Raw genomic sequence first — 14,993 nt, 5'->3', positions numbered from 1 at the left:
TTCACCGTTTGTATTCACAAAAATCAAATGTCGCATTTTGCGGTTGTGCCGCGAACCCAGAAATAAGCGTATTTTGGAAGAAATAAAATCCCTGCCGTTTGAATATAGCAAACCCTAACACCATCAAACGGAAGTAAAGAAAATGACAGCAATCAATAACTCAATAAATGGGTTGCGCATGGTAACTGAAAATACCGTTCGCGCCTCGTTCGTCGCAGACTGGATAAGTACAAAATTTTCAGCCAGCGTCGCTTCGATAAGAAATACGTCGTCATCAATGAACCGCCACGGCAACACCTTTCAAGGGATGATGACCTCCGCGTCGGTCACCCGCCCCGGTGCGATTAAAAATATTCACTCCACCGCAGCACAACAAACACCGGCGGCCAAAATAGCGCTTTATAACCCGCTTAACCGCCACGGCAACACCTTCCAAGGGATGAATGCTTCCGTGCCAGTCACCCGCCCCGGCACGATTAAAAATATTCACTCCACCGCAGCACAACAAACACCGGCGGCCAAAATAGCGCTTTATAACCCGCTTAACCGCCACGGCAATACTTTCCAAGGGATGATTGCTTCCGTGCCAGTCACCCGCCCCGGCACGATTAAAAATATTCATCCCATCGTAGGCTCAGCAATCAACAAGACTGCTGGAATCCTGGAAAACGACGGCACACTCACTAAAGTCGCTGGTTTAGCGAATTCTCGCCATGTGAATGCGGGCTCATATAATCAGGCTAATGAATATGCAACATTCAGCGGCGAGTACAATCCGCTTGCGGAATGCGAGTTGGATGAGCATTTATCTGATAGCGATCCGCTGTTAGGTAACTCGCTAAAAGATAGCCCAGATAAAAGCTCGCCCTGTGTGGAAGAGACTGAAACCAAAAACAGACCACTCAACAAGGACTATTACACTCTGACTTATGGCCTAGATTAATAGACTCGATCTCATTGGTGTCGTCAATTAGCAGAAGCCACGATGCCGATATTTTAGGCAGGCAACAGATAAAATTGTTCTGCCGGTGACAATTTGTTGCCTGCAGAACAATGAAGTGGCCCTTTACTGGTATCCGAGCAGCTAGAATAGGCCAAATATAAGAAAGCTAGCCTCTGTTGTATCCCTGCAATGGATTTGTTGAATAAATCGGATTTAGATAAAAGTCCCTCTGTCAGTAACTTCCTCAGGCAATTTGTACACTTTCTGGCATACCTGCCGCGTCATTTTTAACATTTGTTTTGCCACGAGATAGCGCGACAAGGCCAGGAGTGTGATGACTTGATCCTGATAGCTACCAATAGTTAGATTTATTCAGCAAGCCCGAGGCGGGATTCTTTTCTATTGATACGATATTTGAGATACCAGAGACGTGAACCGCCTGGATGAACTAAAAGATACAGACTGTCAGAATCGGAAACTTTGAAGGGTTTTGCTGATGATTTTACGTTGCGGATTTTTGAATCATTAAGAGACATTTAGTGGGCATTCAGTGCATCGAATTAACTTTACCCCAAATCTGACCACCAAACTCTCCTGATGCGGAAGGAAGACTGAAAATGCATCGGGAAGGTTTTTCACGCTAACTTATTGAATCTGAATCACATAAGGATTCGCAAAGCGGCATGAAAACAAGAATTTGGCTCCTCTGACTGGACTCGAACCAGTGACATACGGATTAACAGTCCGCCGTTCTACCGACTGAACTACAGAGGAATCGTGTGAACGAGGCGAATAATAGCGAGGGCGGTGGCATTTGTCAAAGTAGAAAAACACTAAAAACGTGCGTTTGCTGAGAGAATGAGCTTATTGGCTTGTTTTTCAGCAAACTTGTCGGTTTTCATGTGGTTTTTATTCAAACTTATCGCCAGATATTACGGTGTCACTTTGACTAACTGACTGTTTTTTACCTGATTACCAGCATCATCGAAATATACATAGTCCAAGGTCTGTTCACCGCTAAGTGATGTTGGCGAATGCTCAAACTGATATTGCCGCTCTGCAAAGGGGGCGAGCATCATGTTCATCTCTTGCGCGATAGTATAGCTTTGCTGCCGGTTTTTGAGCTGAATCTGACCGAAAGAAACGTGATAGGGCGTAGGGTTATGAGCAGTGAGGACATATTCTTTATTTTGCTTATTGAGGGTAAAACTGACTTTTTTCATGGCTTCCGCCGGTTGAGGGGTTAATCCCGCTGGCCGATAGAAGATTTTCATCTGTGTATTCATGGCCATCGCCACTTGGGCATAGGCATCGGTGTTACGCCGTGATTTCGGCGGGATTTCGTACAAATTCAGCCAATAAACTGATTCCCGGTCACTCGGCAAATTGTCCCCTTTATTGATAATACGTAGCCCTTGGGCGGCACCGGGTTGCATTTTAAATACAGCCGGTAACACCATGAACGGGGCCTTGGCTTGATCTGGTGTGCTGTCAACATCGCCATCATCAACCCAAGTCTGTACCACGACCGGGTAATCATTAGTATTTGCCAACATCAGTGTGCGCTCGCGCGATTCAGGCTGATAAATCATGCGGGTTGACGCCGCCACCAGCCCCGCGCTGGCGTGCGGATTAATGCTTAACATCAATAAAAATAGGCACAAGTTTCTCATTGTATTTTCACCAAAACATAGGCGGTAGCATCAACTTTACCGGCGGTTGGGGTGCCGTTAGGCAGTTTTTTTAAGGTGGCAGTGAAGTTGTGTGAGTAGCTGTTGAAACCGGCAGCATGGCTGCCATTCGCATTGGCCCCGCTCAGCACCGGATACCAACCTGCGCTGGCTGTCGAGGCACAATTGCTGACACACCCGCCCCAGCCAACAAAATTCATCGGCCCGCCATTGCTATCACTGAGGCTGATTCCCACGCCAGTGGCAATGCGGCTGTCAGTACCATAATGGTCGGAAAGCAAGTAACTGACACCGCCTGCGGAATTGACCAATCCTAGCCCTTGCGCTATCAGATAGCCTGGCAATGAAGTTTGAATGCCGAGCGCGGTTTGCCCGCTATTAATTCCTGATTCGGTGCCGGCCTGACATTCAATGTCAACGGTGATATCCGCACTGCGCGTTTGATTATCATTGAGTTCGCTGACGGTGATGATGGGGAAGATGACATAGGGCGTGACATTGCGCACAACGCAGGTATTTTTACGCGTCAGGATAGAAACTGGCGAGGTATTCATGCCGAACGCCATATAGCGGCCTGAGCCCCAGGTCTGATAATTTGTCGCTGAATCATAGCCTGTTTCCGGCACTGGCATGCCCGGCCCCATGAACACCACATAACCATTGGGCTGATTGCAGGTATAGCTACCGGAATAGTTATCTGCCGCTGGCCCCGAGCAGCCCCAGCTGGAGGGGCCGGGGGTTCGGTCGACAGTGCCGACCTTTTTCAATTCAGCGCGGATCTGGCTGAAATGCTTGCCTTTAATCTGAATCTTATTGCCAACCATATCATACTTTTTTAGCGGAACTTGCTGCCAGATTCGCGTGAACTCAATGCCACTATCCACATGAATCAGTTTTAACGCGGTGTAAGGGAAAAAAGTTTGAAAATAGTTGTCGCCCATATTGCTATAGCCACCGACATTGCTGTCGCCGTTAGTGGCAAATACTTCAAATAAACTGTCTTTATCGGCGAGATCACATTCATAGATAACAGCCTCGGGATCGGACCAAAAACGCGCCGGTACCAAACTAATAATGCTGGACGCCAAAATTGAATCGACGGGCTGAATATAATTACTGGTGACATTGATGTTGCCTAGTTGCAAGGAGGCTCCGTAATTATCGCCACCAATATTTGCCCCTTTCCAAACACATTGGGCATAGCCGGGCAACACGGAACTCAGTAGCGAGAGTGCAAAGAATAAGCGCCAACCGCCGGAGAAAAGAGGCTTGCATAGGGGGTGATTGGCACCCTGACGTGTCATAGGATTCATACTGTTTCTCTGATTCAATGTTGGGTAACGACACACAAGGCATCGAGTTTATACAGCTGTTTATCGTGATTAGGCGTGCCTAAATCGTAATCTAACTGACAGCGTTCATTGGCGGCATCCCCCCAGACCAGCATCAGCGACCCGTGGGAATGTTCAGCCCGTAAATATGCCTGACTGGCTTGGCCGACCATGCCGACTTCCAAGTTTTGTGGCGTCGCGTCGCTGTTGTCATCGGTTGTAGCGCCAGTGCTGTAAACCACAGCTCCCATCGGTATTTGGCTACCATCGGCCAGTCTGACCGTGATTAAAATTGGATATCCGCTGAGGGTACGGAACTTGACCTTCACGGCGGAGCCGGCATAAGGCGCAATTTGCCGCTCGCCATCCTGGAGTTCAGTATTGAAATCCATCCCATCGGGATCGAGGGTAATGGTGTTGTAGCGATAGGGTGTCAAGGTCGGAACCAAGGCATAGCCGAAGCGGTCAATTTTTGCACCTTGGCCATACATCACCTTAGCCCCACTGGCCCCTTTAGCTTCTATCAATGCAAAGGTATCACTGAGATACGGCCCCAACGTGACACCGCCACTGTGGAATGCCACCGCGCCCCGCGCACTGGCAGAACCTTGCCAATAACCCGGGCTGCGCGATGCACTGCCGCTCAGGCTGGTGGTGGGCAAACGTTTTTGTAAACTGCCACTAAAGGTGTTTTCCTTGGTTTGCTCACTGCGGGCAAAATCCATGCTGTAACTGGCCGACTGATCATCGCCCATCACACCGGCGAGCGATGTCTGATAGCTGGCACCGCTAACCCGGCTATTGACCGCCCCGGCGGAGATATAAGGTGATTGTGGGCTGCCCCCTAATGGGAATGAGAGCGACATTTGTACCACAGTCTCATTAGTGGCGAAGATATTGGCCCCATTCGCGGCAGGCATGCCACTGCCGGGGTCGACAAAGTAAGTTTCATTGTTGCCGCCGCCGGTTTTTTGTTGTGAAACCGCCAAGTTAAAACTGGTATTGCGCCACAAGGTATTGGCATAGCCCAATTGCAGCTGAGTATCTCGCTTGCGCGAATTGCGGTAATCCTGTGAGGAGGCGGTTAAATACAGCGAACCATAACTGTTGAAATTCTGATTGAGGGATATTTCTGCTCGGCTGCGCTGTTGGTAAGTGCCCGAATTCCACACTTTGCCACTACTGGTGGCCCGGATGCCCAGCACATCACTTAAATCACGGTAACCTTCCGTGGAGTAACGGTAACCCGCGACAGATAATGTCGTGTTGGTGGCCTCAAACGTCCGGCTAAAAGAGGCGCGGGCCATCCAGCCATTCTGCTGTTTATTGTCAGGTGAGTCGGCATCGCCAGGAAGGCTGGCATGGGAATAGGTGGCATCCAGCCCCAGCGCCCCAATATAGTGGGTGAAAACGCCGCCCAACATAACCGCTTGATATCCTGATGCCAAGCGCATCCCAGTATTGGCTGTAATAGCATTACTGACCCCGCGTTGGTAAGTCAATTCACTAAATACTTCATGGCTGCTCAGGTCGCGAACCTGACCGGCGGCGAAACTGTAACGGGAATAACCGGGGCGCAATGATTCTGGCACCGAGGAGAATGGCACCTGGAAGGTGCTAAGACTGCCATCGGCCTCCTGAATCTCAACGGTGAGGTCACCGCCCAAATTGGTGGCAGATAAATCATTGAATTCAAATGCACCCGGCGAAACGGTGCTCTGATAAATGGGCCGATTATTTTGATATACCGTGACTTTGGCATTGGTTCTGGCAATCCCCCGAACAATCGGTGCATAACCCCGTTGTGACTCTGGCAGCATGCGGTCATCCGTGCTCAGTGCCACACCACTGAACCCGAGGCTGGAGAAAAATTGACCAGAACTGAATGTCTCACCCACGGTAACTTCACTACCAATGCTGGGCAGGGCTCGTTGGCTATATAGCCGATTAGATGTCCAGCTTGCACCGCGAGTTTGGTCATAACGCAAAGAGCCTTGTTGGCGAAAACGCCACATACCGGCGTTGATACCATTATTCAGGCTTAAATAGCTTGAGTCCGTCGTCCGTTTAATCCCATCTTTGTTATAACCCACGTGATATTGGTTTAAATTATAATTACTGAAACCAATGGTCTCTCCTGCCGTGAGATTGCGTGGGTCAACATAGCCGCGTGGGACATTTTTAACAAACAGTTGCGGCACTGATAAATCAAAACGCAACTTGGCATAATCGAAGTGGTAATCACTGGCGGGCAGCAGGGTTTTAAAGTCCAGACAATTATCTTCCGGGTCGACATTGTTCAGCACATTTTCATTAACGCCGGCTTGTTGCAGTTGTGATGCTGATAAGCAGGGGATAACCGCGTCATCTTTTGTCACAAACAGCAGCCCGATCCGATCGACAAACTTGTTGTTCATATAGAGATCAACTTGGTATTTGCCTGCTTCATAACTGTCTTTTTTATTAAAGCGGGAGATGGAACCCAAGCCGAGTGATGAACCGCGTAATAACGCATCCTCAAACACATATTCGTCTTGTTTGTTCTCATCTGCCGCTGATACAAAATGACTGACCAACAGGCTTGGTGTCAGCAGGTAGGGTAACCAAGGAGCAAACTTCACTGGCTATCCCTGTCGCCTGGCACATAGCGGATTATCATCACGACCGCATTACAAATGATAATCGCTGGGAATGTTGGTGCCATAATCATTGACCACGTTCAGCGTGAGCAATTCCCCCTTTTTAGCTTTAACACCTGCGGGCAAAGCCAGAGAAGTGGTTGAGTTGGGCGCAAACATTTCGCTAGTTGCAAATGAAATGGTTTTCCCGTCACTCACTAATTTGGCATCACGCAGACTTATGTAATAAGCCGTCGGGTTAAGTATCTTGATTTTGTCGCCGTTTGTGCTCTCCAGAGTGACACGGACTTTCTTACCCAGGTCATCAACATTTTCTTTTAATGCTGCAGGGCGATAAAAGACTTTCAGCCGGTTATTAACAATCAAAACCAGTTTGTTTTCAGATTGCGTGTCTGCTTTTTTTAACGCGGGTATTTGTAAGAAGTTTAAATAGAAAACCGACTCACGATCTTTGGGTAAATTATGTTCAATATACGATAAACGAACCACTTGCCCACTTTGGGCTTCCATGCGGAATATTTGTGGTGTCAATGTGAAAGGGACATCATTTTTTGATGGTGAAGACTGATTGTTGCCGTCATCCATCCATAATTGAACTAAATTAGGATGGTCATCTTTATTACTGAGTTGCAGCACTTTTTCCCGTGTTCCTTCAGGATAAATGATACGTGTCCCTGTCATGACAACACTGGCTTGCGTCCATAAGGGTACCCCGCTAAGCAGCAACAACGAGCAGGCGATAAATTTGTGGGCAATCAGTGTCATAGCGCTTACATATCCTTGGTTTTTCTGGTTTGTATCGGCTCCGTTACCGGTTGGCCAACGTATTCATGAAACAGTTTGGATTTCACGAATAGTCAGGGATAGGTGATCGCATATTGAGCAGAAGCAATAACGCTCCCAGCTGTTGCGCGACCTTCTTCCGTAATATATTGTGCGGCCAAATCTTGGGATGCAGATGTTGCACCCGCGGCCAGAGTAATTCCGGGGACAGAAACGCTGCCGCCAGACATACGAATAGGCGCTCCGTTAGTATCAAGTAATTGAATAGCAACGTTTTGTGCTGTCCCAACATTCCCCAGATTACCAGCAGGTGTGACATTCATCCCTTGGAAGACCGAGCTGATTTTGGTGTCTTGTATGGCGATATTGCAGCCAGTCAGGTTGATGGTGAAATTGGTTTTACCCGCGACTGAATTGACCTGATTCAAGTTGCTGGTTGAGACAGTTGGTAATAGAACAACAGGTGTGTTGGCTGTGCCATTGATATCAACCATGCAAGTTTGTTCGGCAACTTCTCCCTGAAACTTGATAGTGTTATTTGAGGTCGCTGCCAACGCTACGCCCGGTAGGGTAAGTAGCACCAACGTCATTAATGTTTTTCCCATGTTATTTCCACTTAAATTTATGATTTATATTTTGGTCAACGGGGATCTCCAGCATTCAACAAAATGAGCGATCATTAAGCTAAATATGACCATCCGTTATTTATATTTTCTATCTGGTTTTGGAATCACCGGTAGTGTAAAGGGAAAATCGAAGTAACAGAATGAGAGGCGTCTTTGTTTTATATATGAAATTTCCCACAAATCGTGTAGGAACTTATCCTGAATAAACGATATGAAATTAAAATGTATAATTATTACAATAGGTTGGGTTGGTGTTTGAGTGCGGATTTATATTTGTGTTATAAAATATAAAAATTAGATATTAAAAAAGCCCACCAGAATGTCTGATGGGCCTTTAGTAATAACGTTATTCCGACTTTTATTTTATCGCGCAGAACTGCCTATTTCAGAGTAGGAGGCAATTAATTCCACCAATAACTGGTTCGTCTCCGTCAATAATGTCAAGTAATCAACGCCATAAGAAATGACGGCATATCTATCCTGTGCATGCAGTAAAGATTCGAATTTAAGACAACTCTCTACCAGTTTCAGGGCATCAATCAGCTGTACACCGCCTTTAATTCGGTGAACCAAGCTGGCCATTTCTGTATAAATATCAGGAGAAATAGCATTGTCATCATGGGTGGTGAGATATGTATACCGTGTCGTCAATGTCGCTGTATCTTGCGCATTGCTTTCCAGCAATGATTGCAATAGTTTCAGCTCCACCTCGCTGTTGCCCCCGGAGAGTGACTTTAGCTTTTTTTGTGCCGTCAGAAGGGGTGAAGGTTGCTCACTGTCAACTGAAATGGTGTTTTCCTGATGCGCGCTATCTTGCGCGGTGACATCAACATCAATGACGGCGTGCTGATGGATAATATCCATATCACTACCAATAATTTCTTGGCGAAGCAGGGTGGTACGCAGCGTATCAATCGTCACAGGTTTGACCATGCAGTCATTCATACCGGCGTCACCGCAACGGGTCATACTCTCTTCCCGCGCATCCGCGGTACAGCCGATAATGACCATATCTTTCATGGCCGCACTATTGCGGATATGGGCGGCCAATTCGTAACCATTCATCAGCGGCATATTGTAGTCAGTAATTACGGCATCAAAGCTGTAATGCTGTAATATTTGCCAAGCTTCTGCGCCATTTTCAGCACTCATGACTTGCTCAATGCCGATAAAGGCTAGCTGTTGTTGCAGTAATTGACGATTGGCCGGTAAATCATCGACGACCAGAATGCGCAAGTTTTTCAACTGACTCAACTGCGTTTCATCTGCGTGTACAATGGTTGAATCCTGCGGTAAATCATCGGCAGTTGCCACCGCGAGCGGCAAACTAATGAACAGGCTAGTCCCCTTGCCGAGCTGGCTTTCTAAGGTAATTTGTCCGCCCATTTTGTGAATCAATTGATGGCAGATCCATAACCCTAAGCCGGAACCACCGAAACGTGGCGATTTGCCCTCATTGGCCTGACTGAATGGCTGGAACAAGGTGGCTTGCGCCGCCGGGGAGATGCCAATGCCGGTATCAGTAATATCAATATTCATTATGCCATACTGTTCGTCGATGGCTTCCCAAGTGATATCCACAGACACGCTGCCCTGTTCAGTAAACTTCAGCGCATTGCCCAACAGATTGCCCATCACCTGACGTACGCGTAGCATGTCAACCATAACTAAATCAGGGATTTGGTTATCCAGCCAGCCAGAGAATCTCAGGTTGCGTTCATCGGCAATAGGTTGATAAATCGTAAACATTCGCTCTATTTCTTGGCGGAAATCGACGACAGCAGGGTGGACACTCAGTTGACCGGCTTCGATTTTGGCGGAGTCGATAATGTCATCAAGCAGCAGCATCAAAGATTGAGCCGATTTCGATACCGTCACCAGTGTATTTTTATCCACTGGCTGGGCGCTGCGTATTTCCAGCTCCAAGAGCCCCATAATGGCATACATTGGTGTGCGCAGTTCATGGCTAATGGTCGCCAGGAATGTGCTCTTGGTGCGGTTGGCGCTTTCGGCTTCCACACGGGCCGCTTCCAGTTGCCGCTCAACAGTTTTTCGTTGGCTAATATCCAGCCAACCGCCGAGTAGGCTGCGCTCAGCATTATCCAGAGGAATAATCCACAGGAAGATATCACGCAATTCGCCGTTGATCTCAAGAGATAAATCCACCATTTGCGGCGTTCTATCGCGTAAAACATCACGACAATACTTATCTATCTCGCGATCAAGTTGGCTGGTCATCGGCCAGTGGGCTTGCTCAGTATTCTGATTGAGCATATCGTTCAGCTTATCTTGATGTGCATCTGCAAAGTGGCTGTTATAAACCGCTAGCTCACCATTTGTGGTGCGAATAAAAACAGCAAAGGGTAAAGCATTAATAATCGACTCTTGCTGGAGTAAACGGGCATGCAGTAACGTGGCCTGGCGGCGTTTATTAAACACCAGGTAGCAAAGATACAAACCGAAGACAAGCAATAAGCCGGAGCTTATTTTTAACGCCAGCATCAGCCATTCATTTTCTGCTGAATATTCATCAAAAGAGGTTGGTTTCGGTTTGAATGTACTCCATTCACTGATCAGATTGTCTAATTCTTCTGGGGGAATAGATTCAATCACTTTATCTATGATGGCTTTTAATTCAGGCAGCACCGGGTTAATGGCAAATGCCATCATTAAGGGTTCTTCCCCGGTAACCGCGACCGTCTTGATATTGGGGATAAAATTCTGTGCTGATAGGTAGTTAGCGGTCATCATATTTTTGATGATTGCGTCTACTTTCCCTTGTTGTAACCAGCGCACCAACGTCATGGTGTCGGGGGCTTCGACAAAGGTGATTTTCTGGGCCAAAAGAGGGTTGCTAATCATCCCAGCGGAAGTGCTGCCCGATTGTATCCCAACGCGCTTGCCAGCTAAGTCTGCGACGTTGTTGATATCGATACGATCTTCTCGCGTCAAAATGCCCCATAAAGATTGGGCAACCGGTAGCGAGTAGAGGTTGTTGCCATACTGACCATTACGCACCGCGACGATGGGCAGCATATCTGTTTTTCCGGCAATAAAATCGCGGACACCTTCACCACTATCTTTGGTGTAAACAGGTTTAAATTTAATGCCGGTTCGGCGTGAAATAATATCAATCAGATCAATAGAGAAACCCGCCATCTCCCCGGTTTGGCGATCGCGGAAAATCAACGGTGCCAAATCCAGCGGGGCTACATAGGTCACCACCGGATGTTGTTGAATCCAGCTAACTTCTTGTTCTGTCAGCAGTAATTTGGCATCAATATTATAATGATGTTTGCTACCAAACCAACGCTGTTGAATATCACCGGTGGCCCGGCTAGGCAGTAATTCCAGAATCTGATTAATGTAATCAATCAGCTTTTGATTTTTTTCCAGCGCCAAAAAGGTATAAGGAGCAGGATGATAAGGTGCAAAATTTCGAATTTGCAGTGTCAGCAGCTGTAATTGGTCAATCAAATAGTTAGCTGACGTAGCATTGGCGACAAACACATCGGCATTACCATAGGCGACCGCCAGCAACCCCTGTAATTGGTTAGGGTAGGCGACGATTTTATCGGCATGATAATTAAATAAAAACTCCGGCGAGAGCGGCTCGTTATTCACGATGGCCACCGTTTCCGGATGTGTGCGTTTAGTGGGATCCCAATTTTTACTGCGCACTTCAACATGCCGGTTAGTAAAGAAAGCATGGGAAGCAATCAGTCCTGGCTGAGCAGGCATTGGCGTCCCCGCCATTAAGTCGACCTGGCCATTTTCCAGTGCATTCAAAACCAGACCATAATCACAATAGCCAATCATCTGGAAAGAGAGCTGGCTGGCATCACTGATGATTTTTAGATAATCCGCGACGATACCTTCGATGGAATTGTCATCAAGATTAACGACGAAAGGGGTATTAGCATCAATAACGACGCCCACCTTGACGGTACGCCGGCTTGACTGACGGGCATCAGTGGACGGCGGGAGTAATAAGTCTTCACTGTAGCTGTTTGCGATGCTGTGTAAGGTCAGCGGTTGACCGGTATCGCACCCCTGACGACTGGTCATCAGGGTGGCATGAAGTTGCCCGCTAAGTAATAGCAAGCAACACAGTAAAATGCGCAAGGAAAACCAATGACGTAGGAATCGCGCGATACGCGACAAATCAGGCTTTGTTGAGCTACACCAAATTATGGGTATGTGCATAGTCAGCCAGTTCAATGACAGAACTTAGTCCTAATTTAGTTAGGATACGTGTTTTATAGGTACTGACAGTTTTGTTACTGATAAACATCTCATCGGCAATTTGTTTATTAGACAGACCATTGACCAGATACCGCAAAACATTAATTTCTCGTTCGGACAATAAGCGAGCCCGATTGACAGGGTCATGGCTTGAAGGCTGCCCCGCTAATTGGGTCAAAGTTTCTGATGGGAAGAAAGAATACCCACGTAATACGTTCTGTGCGGCAAAAAGAATTTCACTAATGTCTTTATTCTTACTAATGAAACCGTTCGCGCCAGCCTGTAATGCTCGCACAGCAAAAACCTGCTCGTTTTTAGCTGACAAGAATAACGATTTACCAGTGAAGCCACGTTGCTGTAGTTTTTTCAGCAATGAGAAACCATCAAAATTTGGCAGTTCAATATCGATAATAACCAGATCAACAGGATTATTTTTTAATATTTCTAAGGCTTCACTGCCATCAACTGATTCATAAATAGTTGAAAATTCATTGCTTTGTGACAATAACGCACGAATGGCGACACGAATCGCTGGGTGGTCATCAACTATCATCACTGATTTTGTCATGTTATCTCCGTAAACCGTTATATCTTGGGATTCGCAGAGTTAATTCACTGCTCCTCGCTTGCACCGACCGACTTTAAATGATTACCCAAGACGAGATAAACAAGAACCGCAACTACCGATGCCCAAAGTACTAATTATCTGAGGTAATATTTTGGTGATTTTAATCTCTAATTATAGATTATCAAGAAAAGATTCTTACTTATGCCTAGGTTGCCTAACCAAATTCATCTCACCGGCATTAATTTGCTTAGTGATTTGATTATAAACGAGTTAGGAATTTTTTTTATTATAATTAGAATCGATTTTTCTGAAAAAAAGAAAGCAAATAGTTAAGTTTTAATTCTGAATGTCAATATATCTGATTTTTCGCCGTCACACGTAGGAAAGTTCCACGCTACATTGTCAGTCTTATTCTCTTATAGATATCAGATAGATAGCAGCTAATTTGATAATGATTCTGTGAGTGATGGGCTGATAAAAGATTAATAATAAATATTTAAGCGTTTCACCAAGAGAGCACATGGCGATGCTAATAATGCAAACAAAAATCCCGCTTAGTTGGCTAAGCGGGATTTTCTAATTTGGCTCCTCTGACTGGGATCGCCTTTGCCATTAACTGGCTGAAGATTAAGCTAAATAAGAAATTCAGTCTTGTCAAGACCATCAAAATGACCACCACGAGTAGTAGGTGAAAGGTCTCATGTATTTTGTGCTCGTTATTAAGAACATATTCATACGTACCGTCAGCTTAACGTTGTGAGTTCAACGGGTCGATACATAGAAAAGGTTGTAGGAAGTGCAGCGTGCCAATCAGTTAGCTGCCTTCATTAACAATAATATTAGTGTCTTATAATTTATTTATAGATTTCAGCAACCCCGTGTAGCCTGTTATCCCCCGTTGTCGACAGAATTTTGAACGAGGTTGCTCCTTGCTCATCAGCCTTACGAGAGAGCGCATTTGATAAATCATCAAGCGTATAGGCATTGGTGGCTGAGACTACGCCGATCTTTTCTTTCCCATCTGCATGGTTAATTTCCTGAGCTGCAGATGCGGCATTCACTGAAATAAACCCCATGACCAATATAGTAATAAGTAGTGCTTTCATATTTAATACCTCTTTTAAAATCTATGTTTAAAACTGGATTCGTATCAGGGGAACTATCCCCGTCTGTGTATGTAAATATACAGACCTAAGCTGTCATGAGGTTGACCGCTATATGACAAAATTGTCAGGGTTGTAGATTGGTTAATTTTTTTGAATACAGGTTCAGCTCGTTAATAATGCAGTCAGGTTCTTCACGCAGAGGCATATTGTCTATGTCCAGAACCCCATCATTTTTTTGTGGATCATCAGCCAGCAGATCTGCAAGCTGTGGGGTAAGATCCTGCTGTGCTTCGCCTCGCTCAGCTACCAGCTCGAACGTTTTATTTTTTGCCTCGTCGTGGGTCAGGGCACTGACCAGAACCTCTGCGATTTGCTCCCGGGATATCACACCATCTTCCGGTGTTCCTGCATGGCGGCGGTCCCCCTGAAGCATAACAATTCTGTGTTCATTCTCATTGTTGTAATCAAACCAGCCGGGCCTGACGATGGTATAAGGATGACCACTGGCCCTCACCAGTCGTTCGGCACGTCTTTTCCAGTCATGAACCTCAGTGCGTTGATTCCAGGTGCTGAGTCGTTCAGTCACGCCAATTGTGGTCATCAGGCCGATACGAACAGGCGTATCCTTGAAAATTCGTAAAATATTACGTACTCCGCCGTAATCTATCGCCCTGGCACCAATACGACCCTGACCATCGGAACCGAGGGTGAAGATGATGCCATCAATATCTTTCGGCAAATCGGTGAGGGTTTCAGGCATTGAAACATCGCCGTAAAAAACATCTGTTCCCCGAGGAAGCGATTTCACTTTGCGTTTATTTCTGACCAGCGCTACAGGCTGATGGCCCATTTCAATAGCGGTATTCACGACATGAAGGCCAATGCTTCCTGTCGCCCCTGCAACGAGTATTTTCATGATAAACCTACTGATAATTAGGGCTTATTTTCGATACGGTCAGAATATCAATTATCATTATTGTCAGTAATAGGGCTAAAATGATTGTGTCTATGAACACCCTTCATGAGTGTGCGATGAAGGGAATGCCTCCATAAGGAAATCG

At 46.3% G+C, this 14,993-nt stretch carries 10 protein-coding genes, 1 tRNA gene and 1 pseudogene; 1 reads left to right on the top strand and 11 read right to left on the bottom strand.

All coding sequences use genetic code 11. The annotated features are described in order from the left end of the window. Positions 1-142: 142 nt before the first annotated feature. Positions 143-943 carry a hypothetical protein gene (locus D5F51_RS11195; protein WP_129196769.1) on the top strand — a complete coding sequence of 267 codons (801 nt, stop codon included), beginning with the start codon at positions 143-145 and terminating at the stop codon, positions 941-943. A 377-nt stretch (positions 944-1,320) separates the two neighbouring features. On the opposite strand, the pseudogene D5F51_RS22760 reads toward D5F51_RS11195, so the two are convergent. The 11 genes and pseudogenes from D5F51_RS22760 to D5F51_RS11140 form a co-directional block, all read right to left on the bottom strand. Continuing rightward, a pseudogene (locus tag D5F51_RS22760) lies at positions 1,321-1,479 on the bottom strand (Arm DNA-binding domain-containing protein); the annotation flags it as partial. Between the two features lie 162 nt (positions 1,480-1,641). Then, positions 1,642-1,717 (bottom strand) — tRNA-Asn (locus D5F51_RS11185). 158 nt (positions 1,718-1,875) lie between these two features. Further along, on the bottom strand, positions 1,876-2,616 hold the full coding sequence (locus D5F51_RS11180) for a fimbrial biogenesis chaperone (protein WP_025377864.1): 741 nt from the start codon (positions 2,614-2,616) through the stop codon (positions 1,876-1,878). Beyond that, a complete protein-coding gene (locus tag D5F51_RS11175; RefSeq protein WP_162301726.1) occupies positions 2,613-3,947 on the bottom strand; it encodes a fimbrial protein in 1,335 nt (444 codons plus the stop codon). Before D5F51_RS11175 ends, D5F51_RS11180 begins: the two co-directional genes overlap by 4 nt. A 14-nt stretch (positions 3,948-3,961) precedes the next feature. Next, positions 3,962-6,586 carry a fimbria/pilus outer membrane usher protein gene (locus tag D5F51_RS11170; RefSeq protein WP_129196767.1) on the bottom strand — a complete coding sequence of 875 codons (2,625 nt, stop codon included), beginning with the start codon at positions 6,584-6,586 and terminating at the stop codon, positions 3,962-3,964. Positions 6,587-6,634: 48 nt separating this feature from the next. Then, entirely contained in the window at positions 6,635-7,369 is a 735-nt protein-coding gene (locus tag D5F51_RS11165) for a fimbrial biogenesis chaperone (protein ID WP_129196765.1), read from the bottom strand. Positions 7,370-7,461: 92 nt separating this feature from the next. Next, a complete protein-coding gene (locus tag D5F51_RS11160; protein ID WP_025377868.1) occupies positions 7,462-7,992 on the bottom strand; it encodes a fimbrial protein in 531 nt (176 codons plus the stop codon). Positions 7,993-8,376: 384 nt separating this feature from the next. Continuing rightward, positions 8,377-12,081, bottom strand: coding sequence for an ATP-binding protein (locus tag D5F51_RS11155; RefSeq protein WP_162301725.1), 3,705 nt, complete (start codon positions 12,079-12,081; stop codon positions 8,377-8,379). 112 nt (positions 12,082-12,193) lie between these two features. Next, positions 12,194-12,826 (bottom strand): response regulator, encoded by a 633-nt coding sequence (locus tag D5F51_RS11150; RefSeq protein ID WP_004705218.1) that lies wholly within the window; start codon positions 12,824-12,826, stop codon positions 12,194-12,196. A gap of 854 nt (positions 12,827-13,680) precedes the next feature. Further along, entirely contained in the window at positions 13,681-13,932 is a 252-nt protein-coding gene (locus tag D5F51_RS11145) for a YdgH/BhsA/McbA family protein (protein WP_129196761.1), read from the bottom strand. A 124-nt stretch (positions 13,933-14,056) separates the two neighbouring features. After that, positions 14,057-14,848, bottom strand: a complete 792-nt coding sequence (locus tag D5F51_RS11140; RefSeq protein ID WP_129196759.1) for an SDR family oxidoreductase — start codon at positions 14,846-14,848, stop codon at positions 14,057-14,059. Positions 14,849-14,993 lie beyond the last annotated feature (145 nt).

Source organism: Yersinia hibernica, assembly GCF_004124235.1.
Taxonomy (GTDB): Bacteria; Pseudomonadota; Gammaproteobacteria; order Enterobacterales; family Enterobacteriaceae; genus Yersinia; species Yersinia hibernica.
The sequence above is the reverse complement of the archived record's forward strand: the minus strand, read 5'-3'. Positions and strand labels throughout refer to the sequence as shown.